The sequence below is a fragment of the Sphingobium phenoxybenzoativorans genome (genome assembly GCF_001757355.1).
GTDB classification, from domain to species: domain Bacteria; phylum Pseudomonadota; class Alphaproteobacteria; order Sphingomonadales; family Sphingomonadaceae; genus Sphingobium; species Sphingobium phenoxybenzoativorans.
The window spans coordinates 60,556-79,703 of sequence record NZ_MINO01000013.1; the positions used below are offsets into that span (position 1 = coordinate 60,556).

16 protein-coding genes and 1 tRNA gene are annotated in these 19,148 nt (G+C 62.9%); 13 read left to right on the forward strand and 4 right to left on the reverse strand.

Annotation, left to right across the window (positions count from 1 at the left end):
* The first annotated feature begins 55 nt into the window (after nucleotides 1-55).
* From BHQ40_RS09295 to BHQ40_RS09310, 4 genes are all read left to right on the forward strand, one after another.
* A complete protein-coding gene (locus tag BHQ40_RS09295) occupies nucleotides 56-1,876 on the forward strand; it encodes a DEAD/DEAH box helicase (protein WP_070155149.1) in 1,821 nt (606 codons plus the stop codon).
* 134 nt (nucleotides 1,877-2,010) lie between these two features.
* A complete protein-coding gene (locus BHQ40_RS09300) occupies nucleotides 2,011-2,463 on the forward strand; it encodes a YaiI/YqxD family protein (protein ID WP_070155151.1) in 453 nt (150 codons plus the stop codon).
* A gap of 15 nt (nucleotides 2,464-2,478) precedes the next feature.
* Nucleotides 2,479-3,240 carry a peptidoglycan editing factor PgeF gene (gene pgeF, locus BHQ40_RS09305; RefSeq protein WP_070155153.1) on the forward strand — a complete coding sequence of 254 codons (762 nt, stop codon included), beginning with the start codon at nucleotides 2,479-2,481 and terminating at the stop codon, nucleotides 3,238-3,240.
* Nucleotides 3,241-3,302: 62 nt separating this feature from the next.
* The gene (locus tag BHQ40_RS09310; protein ID WP_070155155.1) at nucleotides 3,303-4,619 is read left to right on the forward strand and encodes a cystathionine gamma-synthase family protein; all 1,317 of its coding nucleotides are present in this window, start codon (nucleotides 3,303-3,305) and stop codon (nucleotides 4,617-4,619) included.
* Between the two features lie 120 nt (nucleotides 4,620-4,739).
* Here the strand turns inward: BHQ40_RS09310 and BHQ40_RS09315 are convergent, their stop codons facing one another.
* Nucleotides 4,740-5,414 (reverse strand): HAD family hydrolase, encoded by a 675-nt coding sequence (locus BHQ40_RS09315; protein WP_070155157.1) that lies wholly within the window; start codon nucleotides 5,412-5,414, stop codon nucleotides 4,740-4,742.
* A gap of 98 nt (nucleotides 5,415-5,512) precedes the next feature.
* On the opposite strand from BHQ40_RS09315, the gene BHQ40_RS09320 reads away from it, so the two are divergent.
* From BHQ40_RS09320 to BHQ40_RS09335, 4 genes are read left to right on the forward strand one after another with little or no spacing between them, the layout of a single operon-like run.
* On the forward strand, nucleotides 5,513-6,622 hold the full coding sequence (locus BHQ40_RS09320) for an MlaE family ABC transporter permease (RefSeq protein ID WP_070155159.1): 1,110 nt from the start codon (nucleotides 5,513-5,515) through the stop codon (nucleotides 6,620-6,622).
* Nucleotides 6,619-7,521 (forward strand): ABC transporter ATP-binding protein, encoded by a 903-nt coding sequence (locus BHQ40_RS09325; protein WP_070155161.1) that lies wholly within the window; start codon nucleotides 6,619-6,621, stop codon nucleotides 7,519-7,521. Before BHQ40_RS09320 ends, BHQ40_RS09325 begins: the two co-directional genes overlap by 4 nt.
* Before the next feature lie 7 nt (nucleotides 7,522-7,528).
* Nucleotides 7,529-8,491, forward strand: a complete 963-nt coding sequence (locus tag BHQ40_RS09330) for an MlaD family protein (protein ID WP_070155164.1) — start codon at nucleotides 7,529-7,531, stop codon at nucleotides 8,489-8,491.
* A gap of 18 nt (nucleotides 8,492-8,509) precedes the next feature.
* On the forward strand, nucleotides 8,510-9,136 hold the full coding sequence (locus BHQ40_RS09335; RefSeq protein WP_070155166.1) for an ABC-type transport auxiliary lipoprotein family protein: 627 nt from the start codon (nucleotides 8,510-8,512) through the stop codon (nucleotides 9,134-9,136).
* 4 nt (nucleotides 9,137-9,140) lie between these two features.
* Here the strand turns inward: BHQ40_RS09335 and pepN are convergent, their stop codons facing one another.
* Entirely contained in the window at nucleotides 9,141-11,744 is a 2,604-nt protein-coding gene (gene pepN / locus BHQ40_RS09340; protein WP_070155168.1) for an aminopeptidase N, read from the reverse strand.
* 79 nt (nucleotides 11,745-11,823) lie between these two features.
* Nucleotides 11,824-12,333, reverse strand: coding sequence for an outer membrane protein assembly factor BamE (locus BHQ40_RS09345; protein ID WP_070155234.1), 510 nt, complete (start codon nucleotides 12,331-12,333; stop codon nucleotides 11,824-11,826).
* 178 nt (nucleotides 12,334-12,511) lie between these two features.
* Here BHQ40_RS09345 and BHQ40_RS09350 point away from each other — a divergent pair, with 178 nt between their 5' ends.
* From BHQ40_RS09350 to dinB, 3 genes are read left to right on the forward strand one after another with little or no spacing between them, the layout of a single operon-like run.
* A complete protein-coding gene (locus BHQ40_RS09350; RefSeq protein ID WP_070155170.1) occupies nucleotides 12,512-13,042 on the forward strand; it encodes a ubiquinol-cytochrome C chaperone family protein in 531 nt (176 codons plus the stop codon).
* Nucleotides 13,042-13,575 (forward strand): YceD family protein, encoded by a 534-nt coding sequence (locus BHQ40_RS09355; RefSeq protein WP_070155172.1) that lies wholly within the window; start codon nucleotides 13,042-13,044, stop codon nucleotides 13,573-13,575. Before BHQ40_RS09350 ends, BHQ40_RS09355 begins: the two co-directional genes overlap by 1 nt.
* A 50-nt stretch (nucleotides 13,576-13,625) precedes the next feature.
* Nucleotides 13,626-14,714 carry a DNA polymerase IV gene (dinB, locus tag BHQ40_RS09360; protein ID WP_070155174.1) on the forward strand — a complete coding sequence of 363 codons (1,089 nt, stop codon included), beginning with the start codon at nucleotides 13,626-13,628 and terminating at the stop codon, nucleotides 14,712-14,714.
* Nucleotides 14,715-14,717: 3 nt separating this feature from the next.
* Here dinB and BHQ40_RS09365 read toward each other — a convergent pair whose 3' ends face one another.
* Nucleotides 14,718-15,512 carry a DUF1134 domain-containing protein gene (locus tag BHQ40_RS09365; protein WP_070155176.1) on the reverse strand — a complete coding sequence of 265 codons (795 nt, stop codon included), beginning with the start codon at nucleotides 15,510-15,512 and terminating at the stop codon, nucleotides 14,718-14,720.
* 283 nt (nucleotides 15,513-15,795) lie between these two features.
* Between BHQ40_RS09365 and BHQ40_RS09370 the strand changes: the two genes are divergently transcribed.
* Together BHQ40_RS09370 and BHQ40_RS09375 are read left to right on the forward strand one after the other, a co-directional pair.
* Nucleotides 15,796-15,887 (forward strand) — tRNA-Ser (locus BHQ40_RS09370).
* Between the two features lie 386 nt (nucleotides 15,888-16,273).
* Nucleotides 16,274-19,063, forward strand: coding sequence for a bifunctional aconitate hydratase 2/2-methylisocitrate dehydratase (locus BHQ40_RS09375; protein WP_070155178.1), 2,790 nt, complete (start codon nucleotides 16,274-16,276; stop codon nucleotides 19,061-19,063).
* The last annotated feature ends 85 nt before the right edge of the window (nucleotides 19,064-19,148 follow it).

The window sequence follows — 19,148 nt, forward strand, 5'->3', positions numbered from 1 at the left end:
CGGACCATGTGGTTCGCCGCCCGCTGCTCACGAGCAGCCATATCATTGAGAGTTCATGTCTTTTAACAGCCTCCCCACGCTTCTGTCCGAAGCGCTTTCCGCCCGTGGTTATGCCGCGCCCACACCGGTTCAGGCCGCCGTGCTGGAACCGGAAGCCATCGGCCGCGACCTTATCGTTTCCGCCCAGACCGGGTCGGGCAAGACCGTCGCTTTCGGCCTCGCTTTATCCGGCGAATTGCTCAATGCGGAGGGGTTCGCAATGCCGACCCGCCTGCCGCTGGCGATCATCATCGCGCCGACCCGCGAACTGGCCTTGCAGGTCAGCCGGGAGTTGATCTGGCTCTATGGCCCGACCGGCGCGCGCATCGCCACCTGCGTCGGCGGCATGGATGCTTCCAAGGAGCGCCGCAATCTGGCGCAGGGCGCGCAGATCGTCGTCGGCACGCCCGGCCGCCTGCGCGACCATCTGGAGCGCGGCGCGCTCGACCTGTCGGAACTGCGCGCGGCCGTGCTCGATGAGGCCGACGAAATGCTCGACATGGGCTTTCGCGAGGATCTTGAGGAAATATTGGATGCGACGCCGGAGGGGCGGCGCACGTTGCTATTCTCCGCGACCATGCCCAAGCCGATCGTGGCGCTGGCCAAGCGTTACCAGCAGGATGCGCTGCGCATCTCTACGGTCGGCGAAGACCGGGGCCATGGCGATATCAGCTACCAGGCGGTAACGGTCGCGCCCGCCGACATCGAAAATGCCGTCGTCAACCTGCTCCGCTTTCATGAAGCGGAGACCGCGATCCTGTTCTGCGCCACCCGCGACAATGTCCGCCACCTGCATGCCGGCCTTACCGAGCGTGGTTTCCAAGCTGTTGCCCTGTCCGGCGAGCATAGCCAGAATGAGCGCAACGCCGCGCTCCAGGCTCTGCGCGACCGTCGCGCCCGCGTCTGCGTCGCCACCGATGTCGCGGCGCGCGGCATCGATCTGCCGACCCTCAGCCTTGTCGTCCATGTTGAGTTGCCGCGCGATGCCGAAACGCTGCAGCATCGCTCCGGCCGCACCGGCCGCGCAGGCAAGAAGGGGACGGCCGTGCTGCTGGTTCCCTATCCTCGCCGGAAACGCGTCGAGTCCATGCTGCGCGGCGCGAAGATCAATGCCGAATGGATTCAGCCGCCCACGGCGGACGATATTCGCCGCAACGATCGTGAGCGTCTGATGGCTGCTCTGCTGGAGCCTGTCGAGGTGGATGACGAGGATCGCGCGCTGGCGCAGCGTCTGCTGACCGAGCGCAGCCCGGAGGAGATCGCCGCCGCGCTCGTCCGCGCGCACCGCGCTAGCATGCCGGCGCCGGAGGAAATGCTGGAAGCCAGCGCCGCCCCCCGCCGGGATGGGCCGCGTCCTGGTTTTGAGGATACCGTCTGGTTCCGCATGAATATCGGTCGCCGCGACAATGCCGATCCGCGCTGGATATTGCCGCTGCTCTGCCGCCGCGGCCACATCACGCGTAGCGAGATTGGCGCGATCCGCCTCGCTCAGTCGGAAACGCTGTTCGAGGTGCCTCGTCAGGTCGCCGCGCGCTTCATGGACGCGGTGAAGCGCACCGTGGCGGATGACCCGGATGGCGAGGGGCTGATCGCCATTGAACCGATCCAGGGCACGCCGCGCGATGAGGCGAAGCATAATCGCCGCAATGACCGTCGCGCCAATGACGGTCCGCCGCCCAAGCGCTATGACGCCAAGCCTGCGGGGCGCAAAACGCTGGGCGCCAAGCCCTTCGGCGGCCCGGGCGGCGGCAAGCCCGGCGGTGGGCGGCCGTTCAAGGGCAAACCCGGCGGCGTCAAGCCGTTTGCGGGCAAGCCTCGGAACAACCGGCCGGGATAAAAGCATATCCATAACCGTTCGCACTGAGCTTGTCGAAGTGCTAGCCCGAACGCAGTGAGGGACCTCGCCAAGCTCGGTCAAGCCCTTCGACTTCGCTCAGGGCGAACGGTTGGAGGCTAAACTCGGAGCCCATCATGCCCCGCATCCTAGTCGACGCTGACGCCTGCCCCGTGAAGGAGGAGATCTACAAGGTCGCCTTTCGACACGAGGTGCCCGTCACCATCGTCAGCAACAGCCCGATCCGCGTGCCGCAGCATCCGCTGATTGGCCGGGTCGTGGTCAGCGACAGTTTTGACGCCGCCGACGACTGGATCGCGGAACAGGCGGCAGGCGATGCCGTGGTCGTCACAGCCGACATCCTGCTCGCCGATCGTTGCCTGAAGGCCGGGGCGAAGGTGCTCGGGTCCAACGGCAAACCCTTCACCACCAGCTCGATCGGCAACGCAATCGCCACCCGCGCGATCATGGCGGACCTGCGCGCGGACGGATCGGCCATCGGCGGTCCGCCGCCTTTCTCAAAGGCGGACCGTTCGCGCTTCCTGTCCGCTCTGGATGAGCTATTGGTGAAGATGAAGCGTGCAGGGTGATGACAGGGGAAGGCATTGGTTGAACTGTTGAAGGCCCGCGCTCTCGATGGCGTTCCGCACGGCTTCCTCGGCCGGATCGGCGGCGTGTCGACGGGGCTCTATGCCGGACTCAATGTCGGCCTGGGATCGGACGATGATCGCGACGCCATCCTGCGCAATCGCGACATCGCTCGTGATGCAGTGCTGCCCGGCAGCATGCTTGTCACCGTGCGGCAGGTGCATTCGCCCGACGTTGTAACCCTAACAGCGCCGGTTGGCGAAGATGAACGTCCGGCTGCCGATGCGCTGGTCACCGATCGCCCCGGCCTGTTGCTCGGTATCCTGACCGCCGACTGCGTGCCGGTGCTGTTCGCCGACATATCCGCAGGCGTTGTCGGCGCTGCGCATGCAGGGTGGAAAGGCGCGATCAACGGGGTTACCGACCGCACGCTTGAAGCGATGGAAGCGCTGGGCGCGGATCGCGCAAACATCGCCTGCGCCATCGGTCCCTGCATCGGCCGTGCCTCCTATGAGGTGGGCGAGGATTTCGCTCTGCGCTTTGAAGATGCCGACCCGGACAATGAACGCTTCTTCCTCGCCGGGCGCGAGGGGCATCGCATGTTCGACATAGAGGCTTATGTCACCCACCGCCTTGCCGCCGCTGGCGTCCAGCGCGTCGAGGCGCTGGGAGAGGATACCTGCAGCCAGCCCGAACGCTTCTTCAGTTACCGCCGGTCCTGCCTGCGGGGGGAGGAGGGTTATGGGCGGCAGATATCGCTGATCGGCTTGTCCGGCTGAGGCATCACCCTTAGCTTGTCCTCATGAGATGCGCCCCAGCGGGCGCACAGATGAGGATAGCCATGACTGACAATAATGAAGCCGACCTGACCGGCACGACCCCGCGCCGCCGCCCGAAACCGGACATCATGGAGATTGGCGGGCGCAAGCTGAAACCCGCCACGCTGATGATGGGCCACGGCTATGATCCGGCGCTGTCGGAAGGCGCGCTGAAGCCGCCCATCTTCCTCACCTCCACCTTTGCGTTCGAGAGCGCGGCGGCAGGCAAGCGGCATTTTGAGGGCGTGACGGGCATCCGCCCCGGCGGATCGGAAGGGCTGGTCTATTCCCGCTTCAACGGTCCCAATCAGGAGATTGCCGAGGATCGCCTCGCCGTCTGGGAGGATGCGGAGGATGCGCTGCTGTTTTCGAGCGGCATGTCAGCCATCGCCACCGCCCTTATCGCGCTCGTCCAGCCGGGTGACGTCATTGTCCATTCCGCGCCGCTCTATGCCGCGACGGAAGGGCTGATCGGCAAGATATTGGGCAAGTTCGGCGTATCCTGGCTCGACTTTCCCGCCGGCGCGACGGAGGAGGAGATCGGCGCGGTGATCGAGAAGGCGAAAGGCATCGGCCGGGTCGCCATGATCTATCTGGAAAGCCCCGCAAACCCTACCAACGTCCTTGTCGATGTGGAGGCGGTCGTCGCTCGCCGCGATGCGCTGTTCGGGGAGGGGACGGACAGCCCGCCGGTCCTGATCGACAATACGTTCCTCGGCCCGCTGTGGCATAAGCCGCTGGCGCACGGCGCGGACCTCGTAATCTATTCCCTCACCAAATATGCGGGCGGGCATAGCGATCTGGTGGCGGGCGGCGTGCTGGGGTCGAAGGCGCTGGTCGACCGTATCCGCCTGATGCGCAACACCATCGGCACCATCCTGGACCCGCATAGCGCCTGGATGTTGCTGCGCAGTCTGGAGACGCTGGAGCTGCGTATGACCCGCGCGGGCGAAAATGCTGCGAAGGTCTGCGCCTGGCTCCGCGGCCAGCCGCAGGTGGAAAAGGTCGTCTATCTCGGCTTCCCGGAAAATGCGCGGCAGCAGGATATTTATGACCGGCACTGTACCGGCGCGGGGTCAACCTTCTCGCTCTACCTGAAGGGTGGAGAGACGGAGAGCTTCGCTTTCCTTGACGCATTGAAGATCGCAAAGCTGGCGGTGAGTCTTGGCGGGACGGAAACGCTCGCCAGCCATCCGGCGGCGATGACGCACCTGTCCGTTCCAGCGGAGCGCAAGAAGGCGCTGGCGATCGGCGACAATATGGTTCGCATCTCAATAGGGTGCGAGGATGCGGATGACCTGATTGCCGATTTTGAGCAGGCGTTGGCGGCGATTGGGTAACTAGCTAGACATCACAATCATAAACCGTTCGTACTGAGCTTGTCGAAGGACTGTCCTTTCTTGCGAGGAAGGGCAGGGCTTCGACAAGCTCAGCCCGAACGGGATGAGGGTTACATACCCTCAATCCCAATCCACCCTCGACCACCCCCGCGCAAGCGCCAGCTTTGCCAGCGGCTTGTGCGGGTTTGCTGCAAAAGCCTCGTCCGCGAACTCCAGCATCGGCGCGTCCGACACATGGTCGGAATAGGCGCGGATATGCGTGTCCGTGCGCTCCATCCCCCGCGCCGCCATCCATGCCTGGATCATCCGCAGCTTGCCGGTGTCATAGCAATTCTCGCCTGAAATCTTGGCGCGCAGATAGGGGAGGTCCTGGATCAGGTGATCGGTCGCGATCACCGCGTCAAAGCCCAGCCGCCGTGCGATCGGCTCGACATAAAGACGGAAGGAAGCAGTCGCGAGGACCAGCGTATAGCCCTCCGCCTTGTCCGCCGCGATCCGCGCCTTCGCCTCGCCACGGATATTCCCCTGCATCACCTTTTCGGCATAGCTTTCAAGGCAGGGCGCCAGCTTTGTCCGGTCCACGCGCGATCCGATCATCAGCGCCTGGTTGATCTCCTTCAACTTCACCCGGTCAATCAGCTTCAGAATATAGGCCAGCATGACGAACGGCACGAACACCACCATCACCAGCCGCCAAGGGGAAAGGGCAAGAGCGATATGGACCAGAAAGCCGGTATAGGTTCCGACGAACGTCACGGTCCTGTCCATGTCGTAGAGCGCCAGCTTTTCCGTCATGCCGTTTCCGAAACCTTTATCACCGTCTATCGTTCTATCTCGTGGTTGGGCCGTTTCGGCTTGCCGCGCAACAGATAATGGACCACTAAATTCCCCGCATGAACCGACCGGCAGAACTTAGCGAGGAGACGGGCGATAATGGCGCCGTGCTCCGCCTGTCCGGCAATCTGTCGGTCAGTTGTCTGGGTGAATTGCCAAGCCGGCTCGATGCGATTGAGGGGCCGGTAAAGACGCTGGACATGTCCGACGTCGATCATATCGACACCATTGGCGCATGGACCATCCACAGGTTCGTTGCCCGCGTGGACGCCCGGATCGAGGGCGCAAGCGATGACGCCACCCGCCTGATCGAGGAAGTGAACAAGGTCGACGAACCTGTCGCCATCCGCCCCGACAGGACGCCGCCCTTTCAGCGCGTGCTTGGCGAAATTGGCGACGCGACGATCACGGCCGGGCAGACGCTGCTTGGCCTTCTGGGGTTTTTCGGCGCGACATTGGTGACGGCCTGGACGCTGATCCGGCACCCCCGCCGTATTCGCGTCAATGCCGTTGTTCAGCGCTTTGAGGTGGTCGGCGTATCAGCGCTCGCGATCATCGGCCTGATGAGTTTCCTGATCGGTATCGTCATTGCGCAGCAAGGCTCCGTGCAGCTTCGCCAGTTCGGCATGGAGGTGCTGACGATCAATCTGGTCGGCCGCCTGACATTCCGTGAACTGGGCGTGCTGATGACGGCGATCATGGTTGCCGGCCGATCCGGATCGGCATTCGCAGCGCAATTGGGCACCATGAAGCTGACCGAGGAAATCGACGCCATGCGGACCATCGGCGTGTCGCCGATGGAGGCGCTGGTGATGCCGCGGGTGACCGCGGCCGTGGTGATGATGCCCTTGCTGGGTTTCTATTCGTCCATCGTCGCGATCATCGGCGGCGGCTTCCTGTGCGCGGTGTCGCTCGACATTCCGCCGATCACGTTCATCCAGCGCCTCCGCGAAGTGGTGCCGATCACCGACCTTTGGGTTGGGCTGATCAAGGCGCCGGTATTTGGCCTCATCATCGCCATCTCCGGCTGCTTTCAGGGCTTGCAGGTGAAGGCGAATGCGGAGGAAGTCGGTCTGCGCACAACCTCGGCAGTGGTGCAGGCGATCTTCCTTGTCATCGTTATCGATGCATTCTTTGCGGTATTCTTCACCTGGGTAGGCTGGAATTGACCGCTGAGGAAGAAGCCAATGCCGCAGAGCAGGCGCGCGTCGACGAGGCCGTCGAGAAGGCGAAGTTCGCCATCCGGGTGCGTGGCCTGAAAAACAGTTTCGGCAGTCAGGTCGTGCATGAAAATCTCGACCTCGACGTGCGCAAGGGCGAAATCCTTGGCGTGGTCGGCGGTTCGGGCACGGGCAAGTCGGTGCTGATGCGCTCCATTATCGGCCTGCAGATCCCGGATGAGGGAACGGTCGAGGTTTTCGGCGAATCCATGGTTGACCGGAACGAGGCAGAAGCCGTCGCCGTCCGCAAGCGCTGGGGCGTGCTGTTTCAGGGCGGCGCGCTTTTTTCCACCCTGACCGTCGCCGAAAATGTCGAGGTGCCGCTGCGCGAATATTATCCGAATATCGGATCGCAATTGCGGGACGAGATCGCCGCGTACAAGATTCACATGACTGGCCTTCCCGCCGAAGCCGGTCCCAAATATCCGTCCGAGCTGTCGGGCGGCATGCGCAAGCGGGCGGGGCTGGCGCGCGCGCTGGCGATCGACCCCGATCTTCTGTTCCTGGATGAGCCGACCGCCGGTCTCGACCCCATCGGCGCGGCGGCGTTCGACGAACAGACGCGCAAGCTGCAGCAGGTGCTTGGGCTGACAGTATTTCTGATCACGCATGACCTGGATACGCTCTATTCGATTTGCGACCGGGTTGCCGTGCTGGCGGACAAGCAGGTGATCGCCGTCGGGACAATCGACGAACTGCTGGCCACCGACCATCCCTGGATACAGGAATATTTCAACGGCCCGCGTGGCCGGGCGGCGACCGATGCACAGCAGCGTGCAAAGGCGAAGGGGAACGCGACGGTGTCAGGCAAGCGGAAACTGGACGGCGACGCGCCGGGAAGGCAGTAGGGAAGCGATGGAAACACGGTCCAACAACATCCTGGTGGGCAGCGTGGTGCTGGTGCTCCTCGCGGCCGTCATGATCGCCGCATTCTGGTTCTCCCGCATCGCGGGCGGCGAGGATGCGCTGTACGACATCTATTTCAAGCAGTCGGTCAACGGCCTCGCCAAAGGGTCCAGCGTCAACTATTCGGGCGTGCCTTCCGGGCAGGTGAAAGACATCGAGCTTTGGAAACGCGACCCCAGTTTCGTGAAGGTTCGCATCGCCGTGAAGGAAGGGACGCCGATCCTGCAGGGGACGACCGCGACGATTGCAGGAGTCGGCTTTACCGGCGTGTCGGAAATCGTTCTGGACGGAGCCGTAAAGGGCGCGCCGCCGATCGTCTGCCCGGCGGAGAATATCACCGGCGCCTGCCCCGATGGCGTGCCGGTCATTCCGACCAAGCCGGGTGCGCTGGGCGAATTGCTGAACAATGCGCCGCAGCTTCTGGAGCGCCTGTCGACGTTGACCGAGCGGTTGACCGAATTGCTCAGCGATAAGAACCAGGCGCACATCTCCGGCATATTGGGGCATCTCGACACGGTGACCGGGGCTTTGGCGAACCAGAGTCCTGAGATTGAAAAGACGCTCGCCGAAACGCGGCTTGCCGTGCAGAAGGCCGGCATCGCGGCCGAGGAGATCGGCAAGCTGTCCGCCACGACCAACGCCCTTCTGGATCAGGAGGGCAGGCCGCTGATGGCGGATCTGCGCAAGTCGATCCAGTCGGCGGACGCCAGTATCCAGACGCTGAACGGCGTGATCGCTGAGGCGAAGCCGGGCGTTCAGGTCTTTTCCAAGCAGACCATGCCGGAGGTCGGATTGTTGATCCGCGACCTGCGCGAAATGTCGCGGTCCTTCCGCGCCATTTCGGAGAAGCTTGATCAGCAGGGCGCCGGCTCGATTATCGGGGCGCCGAAGCTGCCCGACTACAAACCCTGAGCAGAGAGGCATGAAGCCATGAGGAACACTGTCATCTTACCTGCCCGCCTGCTGATCGCCATGCTTCTGCCTGCCGCTGCATTGACGCTGCCCGGCTGCGTATCCTTCGGCGGCAAGGCCCCCTCGATGCTCCTGTCGCTCAGCGCCGAACAGAAAGTCGCACCGGGCACGGTTCGCAGCGGCGGTTCGGGCGTCAGCGTTACGGTGGTGGAGCCGGAAGCGCCCAAGAAGCTGGATACCGTCCGCATACCGGTTCAGGTAAGCCCGACCTCCGTCGCCTATATCCAGAAGGTGCAGTGGGTGGACACGCCCCGGCATCTTTTCCGCAGCCTGCTGTCGGAAACGATCAGCGCATCGGGCACGACCATTGTGCTGGATCCCGGCCAATATTCCGCCGATCCGGGGCGTCGCCTGTTGGGAGAGCTTGTCGATTTCGGGGTCGATGCGCAATCCCGGATGGCTATCGTGACCTATGACGCGACCCTGGCCGCGCCCGACGGCCGGTCGATCAGCAAGAAGCGCTTTTCCGCCAGCGTGCCGGTTTCGAATATTGAGGGCGGATCTGTTGGCGGTCCGCTCAATCAGGCCGCGAACAAGGTCGCGGCGGAGGTCGCGGCCTGGGTCACGGCAGGGTTGAACGGATAAGCGTTCAGGCGAGGCTCTTGCTCGCCTGTTCGGTCACATCCTTTGACAAGCCAGGCTGGGCGAGAATCCGCTTCAGCGCATTCTGCATCATTTCCCCCCGCTCGACATCGAACCGCCGCCAGCGTCCGAGCGGCGGCACCAGCCGCGCGGCCGTCTGCGGATTGATCGGGTCGAGCGCGATGATCAGGTCGGCGACCATGCGATAGCCCTCGCCCGATTTGTGGTTGAACGCCCACTGATTGGCGGCGAACGCGCCATAAAGTGAGCGAACCCGGTTGGGGTTGGTCAGGGTGAAGGACTTATGCTGCGCCAGTTCCTTCACATGGGCGACGATATCGGGATGGAAGGCCAGCGCCTGCGTCTGGAACCATTTGTCGAGGACGAGCGCATCCCCCGAATAGCGATTGTAAAACACGTCCAGCGCGATTTCGCGCTTCTCGCCGCTGCTGTTGCTCAGCACCGCGAGCGCCGCCTGCCGCTCAGTCATATTGTCGGCGCGGTCGAACTGGTCAAAGGCCAGATCGTCTGCATCCGCCGCGCCCGATCCGGCCAGATAGGCAAGCGCCGCATTGCGCAGCTTGCGCGCGCCGCGCGCCTGTGGAGACAGGGAGAAGCCATTGGCCTCCGTCCGCGCGTGAATATCCCGCCAGAGAGGCTCAAGCGCCTTGCCGATCTTCGCCTGCAACCGGTCGCGCGCGGCATGGATCGCATCCGGGTCAACGATCGCCATCTGATCACCCAGATAGGATTCGCTGGGCAGCCTGATCGCCTCCGCAATGAAGGCCGCGTCCAGGGCGCTGTCATTTGCCGTGTCGCGGATCGCGGCGATCACTGGCGCATCGTCCAGCGGGTGCCCGGCGACATCGCCGACCAGCGTGTTCACCATCAATTGCTGCATCGCCTCATAGCGGGCGAATGGATCGTCATCATGCGCCGACAGGAACGCCAGTTCATCCTGGCTGCGTTCGGTCTCGACAATGATCGGCGCGGAAAAGCCGCGATTTATGGACAGGATCGGCGGCGTGTCGAAGCCGGTAAAGGCAAATTCCTGCTCCGCCTGGGTAAGCGTGAGCAACGTATCGCCGCCATGCTTGCCGCTCGCCCGGTCGAACAAAGCGATGCGGATGGGAATGGCCATCGGCTGCTTGACGGGCTGGCCGGGCGTGGCCGGGATCGTCTGGCGCAGGATAAGCCGCGCCTCGCCACTCGCATGATTATGCGCCAGCAGCGCCTTGACCCGCGGCGTGCCGGCCTGCTCATACCATAGCCGGAACTGGCGCAGGTCGATGTCCCCGCCATCCTCCATCGCCCGCACGAAATCCTCGCAGGTCGCCGCCTGGCCGTCATGCCGGTCGAAATAGAGGTCAGTGCCCCGGCGGAAACGCGCTTCGCCCAGCATCAGCGCCATCATGCGGATCAGCTCGGCGCCCTTATTGTAGATGGTCGCGGTGTAGAAATTGCCGATCTCCATATAGGATTCCGGCCGTACGGGATGCGCGAGCGGACCGGCATCCTCCTGGAACTGCGCCGCGCGCAGGGCGCGGACATCCTCGATCCGCTTGACCGGAGGGGAGCCCATGTCGGCCGAAAAGCTCTGATCGCGGAATACGGTGAAGCCTTCTTTCAGCGAAAGCTGGAACCAGTCGCGGCAGGTAACGCGGTTGCCCGACCAGTTGTGAAAATATTCATGCGCGACAACGCCCTCGACCGCGTCGAAGTCCATGTCCGTCGCGGTGTCCGGGTCGGCGAGGATGTAGCGGGAATTGAAGATGTTGAGGCCCTTATTCTCCATCGCGCCGAAATTGAAATCGGCGACGGCGACGATGTTGAACACGTCCAGATCATATTCGCGGCCATAGACCTTCTCGTCCCAGGCCATCGAATGTTTAAGCGCCGTCATGGCGTGACCAGTGCGGGGAAGGTCGTTTTCCTTGACCCAGATGCCGAGTTTCACTTCCCGGCCGGACAGGGTTATGAAGCTGTCGGCGTTGCAGGCCAGGTCGCCCGCAACCATGGCGAACAGATAGCAGGGCTTGGGGAAGGGGTCGTTCCATTCCGCCCAGTGCCTGCCCCCCTCCAATTCGCCCGCGCCAACCGGATCGCCGTTGGCGAGCAGCACTGGATAAAGTTTCCGGTCGGCCTCCATCCGCACATGATAGCGGCTGAGAACATCGGGCCTGTCAGGGAAGAAGGTGATCCGCCGGAAACCCTCCGCCTCGCACTGTGTGCACAGCAACCCGCCGGAGGCGTACAGGCCCATCAACTGCGTGTTTGCGGCTGGCGAGATATCCACCAGGGTTTCCACGACATGTTTGTCGCCCGTCAGTGGCACAACCAGCGCGCCATCCTCCAGCGCATAATCCGCCGCATTCAGCGCGCGTCCGTCAACCAGCACCTCGCGCGGGACAAGCCCGTCGCCGTCAAGGCGCAGCGGGCGATCATGCGCGCCATTGCGGGTGACCGAGAGGCGGGCGCGCACGCCGCTGCTTTGCGCGTCCAGCGTGAAGTCGAGCGCGATTTCCGGCACCAGCCAATCGGGTACGCGATAGTCTGAACGGCGAATAATGACTGGCGGCTGCGCCGCGCTGGTGGTTTGAATATCGGCCATTATTCTCTCCTATGCGGCGATGACACCGCGCACAAGCATCGGCTTGCTGCAGGAGAGGCAACGCCTCAAAGTGAGGCGGTTAGCTGCCGTTCGGGCCAGGACCGGTCGGGCCACCGCCGCCACCCATGCCGCCAGCGCCCACAGCGCCGATATTGCCGAAGATTTCCTGGAACAGGCTGCGATGCCGTCCAAGCGTTGGCGTCTTGTCGCCGCTCGGCGAAATCTTCTGGACGGTCTCCAGGCCGGTGCGCGACACCTTAGAGACATTGCCCGCTCCATCGAAGCTCACGCGCAGCACCGTCTGCGAGACGGGCTTGGGGCTGGCGAAAGCCAGTTGGCGCATGTCGCGCGACAGATAATACCAGTCGCCCTGGCCGAACTGTTCGGAAAAGGTGGGCGTGCCAAGGGTCGCCTCAACCGATGCGCGATTGTCGATGCCGGGCTGAATCGAATCGACCAGCAGCTTGTCGACCTGATAGCCCTGATGGGTGCGGATGCGCGTGCAGCCCGACGTCATGACCGCAGCCGCAAGCAGCGCCGTGGTGAGGATAAGACGCCCGCCCCGGAAACGGTGGGAGGATTGGCGCATGATAGTCTCCTGGAGGCCGCGTGGGCTGCTTCGATCAATATTCCGTGCAAGGCCATTGCATTGACGGGCATGCCAATCAATATGGAAATGCGCCGGGGCAGACAAGTGCCGCGCCGCCGGGCGCATCGTCCGATCCCGCAACTCGAACGTCCCGGCCAGTTCGGGCCGGAAACCGGTCATGTCCTTCCTGTCCCGATTATTCCAGCGCCGCGACCCGCGCGACACGATGATTCCGCTTTATAACGCCATCGTGACGGAGGGGCGGCGGCCGCACTGGTATGCGGATGGCGCAGTGCCCGACACGCTGGACGGCCGGTTCGACATGATCGCCGCCATTCTGGTGATGGTGTTGTTGCGGCTGGAGGGCGAAGCGGACCTGAAGCAGGAAAGCGTCTGGCTGACCGAGATATTCGTCGAGGATATGGACGGCCAGCTTCGCCAGATCGGCATTGGCGACATGATCGTGGGCAAACATATCGGCAAGATGATGAGTGCGCTGGGCGGTCGCCTGACAGCCTACCGGCCCGCCATGCAGCCGGGCGGCGATTTGCGCGGCGCGCTGGCGCGCAACCTGTATCGCGGGCAGGCGCCTGCGGAGTCGGCGCTTGCGCATGTCGAGGAGGGATTGCGCCTGTTCCGGGCCGGGCTGGACAATATGGCGCCTGATACCATTCTCTCCGGCCAGATACCGCAATCCCGGATATCCTAATGACCGAGCAGACGCCCGAATTTTCGCGGATTGTCAGGCTGGATCAGGCGGGCAAGCTGTCCGGCGCGCAGACCGTGAAGCCCACGGAGGAGGAAAGGCTGGCCCTTGCCCGCCGGTTCGGCCTGCTGAGTCTGGACGATATGGAGGCGCGCTATAGTCTCGCCGAGGAAAATGGCGCGTTGACGGCGCGCGGCAGCCTGCGCGCGACACTTTCCCAGTCCTGCATCGCCACTGGAGAACCAGTGCCTGAAGAGGTCGATACATCCTTTGCTGTCCGGTTTGTCCCCAGCAGCGCCGAGCCTTCGGATGATGAGATCGAACTGGATGACGACGATTGCGACACTATTTTCTATTCCGGTGAAAGCATCGATATTGGCGAGGCGGTGGCGGAAACGCTGGCGCTGGCGATGACGCCCTATCCCCGCTCGCCGAACGCCGACGCCTATCTGAAGAAGATGGGCGTCATGAGCGAGGAGCAGGCGAGTCCCTTCGCGGCGCTGCTGGCGCTCAAGGAGCCTAAAAAGGCGAAATAGACTGCGGGTTCCTTCTTTGTTCCTATCCGTCTTTCTGATAGGGCAAGGGCATGGACGAAAGCGCGCCTCCGCTGAGGAAGATCATCCATATCGACATGGATGCCTTCTATGCATCGGTCGAACAGCGCGACGATGCGGAGCTTCGGGGGAAGCCGGTCGCAGTCGGCGGCGGCGGGCCGCGCGGCGTGGTGGCCGCCGCAAGTTATGAGGCGCGCGCATTCGGCGTCCGGTCCGCCATGCCCGGCGCCCGCGCCCGGCGGTTGTGCCCCGATCTGATTTTCGTACCCCCGCGTTTCGACATGTACCGGCAGGTGTCCGGGCAGGTGCGGGGCATCTTCGAGCGGTTCACGGACATCATCCAGCCCCTGTCGCTGGACGAGGCGTATCTGGACGTGACCGAAAACAAGATGGGCCTGGCCTCCGCCACGGAGATCGCCCGGCAAATCCGGCGGATGATCCGGGAGGAGACGGGGCTGACCGCTTCTGCGGGCGTGTCCTACAACAAGCTGATCGCCAAGCTCGCCTCCGATGAAAATAAGCCGGACGGTATTTGCGTTATACGCCCGGCCGAAGGGGCGGCCTTTGTCGCGAAGCTGCCCGTGCGCCGCATTCACGGCGTCGGGCCAGTGACGGCGCGCCGAATGCAGTCGATGGGCATTGAGACCGGGGCGGATTTGCGGGACCGGGACCTGCCGTTTCTGGAGCGTCATTTCGGCAAGGCGGCGCTCTATTATTACCGGGCGGTGCGGGGGCGGGATGATCGCCCGGTTCACGCGCATGAAGGCCGCAAGTCAGTGAGCGTTGAGGATACCTTCTTCACCGACCTTGTGACCCGCGAGGAATTGATTGCGGAGCTGGACCGGATTTCAGAGCGCCTCTGGGAACGGATATCGAAGGCGCGGGCCTATGGGCGGACGGTGACGTTGAAGATCAAGTTCGCCGATTTTGCGATCATCTCCCGCTCCCGTTCTTTCCAGGCGCCCGTGCGGGATCACGCAACGATCGCGGAGGCGGGCAGGGCGCTGTTGCTTGCGCAACTGCCCCTGCGCATGGGCGCCCGGCTGCTGGGACTGGGCGTGCATAATCTGGAGGACCCGGAGGCAGATATGGAAGCCGGGCAGCTCGCGCTCGCTATCTAGGCGTCAGAAGGGCACCCAGTTCCGCTTTTCCGTGAACTTCATATAGCCCGCATTCACGCCAAGCCGGTAACCGACGCCAAGGCGGATCGGGATCAGCACGATGTCGCCGCGGCGCAGATAGCTGGCGTGGAAACCGCCAACGAAATAGGCCGCGCCTTCGCCTGCCGGGAAGCGCTTGTAGATGTCCTGCGTATCGTAAAGATTATAGACGAGGACGAAGGTATTGCCGGCGTTTCCGCCCGCGTCGAACCCTATGGACGGGCCGGTCCAATAGACGTCCCGCTTGCCCTCTATCTTGTGGTTCAGCGTGCCGGAGCCGTAGCGCAGGCCGACGACCAGCGCGCCGGACGCTTCGCGCCCGGCGATATAGGCGTTGGGTTCGCCCTGTTCCTTCAAGATTTTCTCGATGATCCCTGCGAGGCCCTCGGCGCCCTTGCCGAATACGCCTTCGGCCGCGCCGATCAGATCGTCCTGCTTGTAGGACGTGCTGGAATCGGGGGCCGCGGGCGGCGTGGCCGCCGTGACGGGCTGGCCGGTCGCTGTCTGCGGTTGCTGGGGCGGGGGGCTGGCGCTGCCGCTGTCATAGATATTCGGATCGGCCGGGGGCGTGTCCGCCGGCGGGGTGCGATTGTCGGGCAGGGGAGCAAGGTCCGCGTCGATCGAGGTGTTGGGATCGACGGTCCTGACCTGTGCAAGCGCCGGAGCGGCAATGGGAGCAAGCGTCAGGCCAACTATGGCGGCGACGAATGACGCCGCGCGCGTAATCCGCACGGCCTGAATCTTTATATTCCGGCGCATCGCCCGGCTCTCCCCGATAATAACCCGCTCGCAAATCGAAGCGCCGACTATCGGCCTCGCACATGAAACGGCAATGAACGAACGGCGACCTGAGTCGATTCTGCGCCAGTCCGAATCGATTTTCCCGCCTGTTTGCGCTTTGGGGGACAAAGCTTCCCGGTGAGCGCGCAAAATAGATGTGTCAATGAAGCGTAAAGCGCCGTTGCCTTGCGCGAAACGCGCCGCTATAGCCCGTCGCTCAGCAGCCTCCCGCCCGTACCTGTGCGGGTGTGAAGCGCCATGTGGAGACGTGGGTGAGTGGCTGAAACCAGCGGTTTGCTAAACCGTCGTGCCCTTAAGGGGGCACCCCGGGTTCGAATCCCGGCGTCTCCGCCAAAAGTCCTTTTCACGACGTGCAAGACTATCGTGAGGGATCGGCTAATCCTTTTAAAATCGGATGCTTAACTTGCCGGCTTGGCTTTGAGCCGGAAAGAGGCGCATCGCAGCTTGGCTGCGCAATTGGGCGGCGGCCCGATACGCGATCTCGCCGGTGAGCCTCGACGCTCATTTAAGGGCGATTTCATAACTCCTATCTAGCGAGCATGCGAGCAGGCGCTTCAAGCGATTTACTCCGGTCTCAAAACGGTATTTTTTGACGAGGCGCGCCGCCTTGCCAGCCGGACGCCGTTGGCGTACCGGAAACCCGTCAAGCCTTGGGCCGGTCGATACAATGGCTGGCGCATTGCGTTCAACTCCATGCACTTCATGATGGTGGGATTACGATGAGCATCTACCTGGATTACTTGGCCGAAATCAAAAGCAGAGAAGATCAGGGGCTTGCCCCCAAGCCGATCGACGACGGCATACTTCTTGGTGAGGTCATTGCCCTGATCGTGGATGCGGGTAACGAGCATCGCGCCGACGCGCTCAAATTCTTCATCTACAATACGCTCCCCGGCACAACGAGCGCCGCGGTGGTCAAGGCCGCCTTCCTGAAGCAGATCATCCTGGGCGTCACCGCCATCCCGGAGATTACGTCCGCCTTCGCCCTTGAGCTGCTGTCGCATATGAAGGGCGGTCCCTCGGTTGAAGTGCTGCTCGACATCGCGCTCGGTGACGATGCCGCGATTGCCAAGCAGGCGGGCGAAGTGCTCAAGACCCAGGTTTTCCTTTATGACGCCGACATGTTCCGTCTGCGTGACGCCCTCCAGGCGGGCAATGCCGTCGCGAAGGATGTTCTGCAAAGCTATGCCGCGGCCGAGTTCTTCACCAAGCTTCCAGATGTCGAAGATGAGATCAAGGTCGTCACCTTCATCGCCGGTGAAGGCGATATCTCGACCGACCTGCTGTCCCCCGGAAACCAGGCGCATTCGCGTTCGGACCGCGAACTGCATGGCCAGTGCATGATTTCGCCCGAAGCGCAGCAGGCCATTGTGGCGCTCAAGGCGCAGCATCCCGACAAGCGCGTGATGCTGATCGCCGAAAAGGGCACGATGGGCGTCGGCTCGTCGCGCATGTCCGGTGTGAACAATGTGGCGCTGTGGACCGGCAAGCAGTCCAGCCCCTATGTGCCCTTCGTCAATTTTGCCCCCGTGGTGGGCGGCACCAACGGCATCTCGCCGATCTTCGCGACCACCGTCGACGTGACCGGCGGCATCGGCATCAACCTGAAGAACTGGGCCAAGAAGACCGACGGAGAGGGCAAGCCGATCATCAACAATGACGGCAACCCGGTCCTTGAACAGAAATTCTCGGTCGAAACCGGCACTGTGCTGAAAATCGACGTGAAGAACCGGAAGCTCTGCGACGAGAATGGCGAGGAGCTGGTCGACGTCGCGGCCGCATTCACGCCGCAGAAGATGGAATTCATGAAGGCCGGCAGCTCCTATGCCATCGTCTTTGGCAAGAAGCTCCAGTCCTTCGCCGCCGAGACCCTTGGGATCGAACCAACCCCGGTCTACGCGCCGAACAAGGAGATCACCGTCGAGGGCCAGGGCCTGACCGCAGTCGAGAAGATCTTCAACCGCAACGCCGTGGGCGTGACGCCGGGCAAGATATTGCACGCCGGTTCGGACGTGCGCGTGAAGGTGAACATCGTCGGTTCCCAGGACACCACCGGCCTGATGACCGCGCAAGAGCTTGAAGCGATGGCGGCGACCGTCATCTCTCCGCTTGTTGACGGCGCCTATCAGTCAGGCTGCCACACGGCGTCCGTCTGGGACAAGAAGGCGCAGGCGAACATTCCGAAGCTGATGAGCTTCATGAACAATTTCGGCCTGATCACCGCCCGCGATCCGAAGGGCGTCTACCATTCGATGACGGACGTCATTCATAAGGTGCTGAACGACATCACCGTGGATGACTGGGCGATCATCATTGGCGGCGACAGCCACACCCGCATGTCCAAGGGCGTGGCCTTCGGCGCGGATTCCGGGACGGTGGCGCTGGCGCTTGCGACCGGCGAGGCGACCATGCCGATCCCGCAATCGGTGAAGGTGACGTTCAAGGGCACGATGCAGCCGCACATGGACTTCCGCGATGTGGTGCATGCGACCCAGGCGCAGATGCTGGCCCAGTGCGGCGACAATGTCTTCCAGGGACGGATTATCGAAGTCCATATCGGCACGCTGCTCGCCGACCAGGCGTTCACCTTCACTGACTGGACGGCGGAGATGAAGGCCAAGGCCTCGATCTGCATCTCGCAGGATGAGACGCTGATCGAATCGCTGGAGATCGCCAAGTCGCGCATCCAGATCATGATCGACAAGGGCATGGAAAATGCCGCAGGCACGCTGAAGGGCCTGATCGCAAAGGCCGACGCCCGCATCGCCGAGATCCGCTCTGGCGTGAAGCCCGCGCTCGCACCCGACGCCAATGCAAAATATTTTGCCGAGGTCGTGGTGGATCTGGATATCATCGACGAGCCAATGATCGCCGATCCCGATGTGAACAATATCGATGTGTCCAAGCGCTACACCCACGACACGATCCGTCCGGTTTCCTACTATGGCGGGACCAAGAAGGTCGATCTGGGCTTCGTGGGCTCGTGCATGGTGCACAAGGGCGACATGAAGATCGTCGCGCAGATGCTCAAGAATATTGAGAAAGCCGACGGCAAGGTCGAGTTCAAGGCGCCGCTGGTCGTCGCTGCGCCGACCTATAATATCATCGACGAACTGAAGGCCGAGGGCGACTGGGATATTCTGCAGAAATATTCGGGCTTCGAATTTGATGACGTGAAGCCGAAAACCACCAATCGGACCGAGTATGAGAATATCCTCTATCTCGAACGTCCGGGCTGCAATCTGTGCATGGGCAATCAGGAAAAGGCCGAGAGGGGCGACACCGTGCTCGCCACGTCTACCCGCCTGTTCCAGGGCCGCGTGGTCGAAGATTCCGCCGAAAAGAAGGGTGAATCACTGCTGGCCTCGACCCCGGTCGTGGTGTTGTCGGCCATTCTCGGCCGCACGCCAAACGCCGAGGAGTATAAGTCTGCCGTCGAGGGGATCGATCTTACCAAGTTCGCACCGCCGAAATCCGCTTCGGCCGGTTCCTCGTCCGTGCACTTCTAGGTTTCGAACCGGGATTTTAGAGGAAATATACTGGCGGCAGGCGTCGCGGGCTTAGGGCCTGCGGCGCCTGCTGCTTTTCACGGCG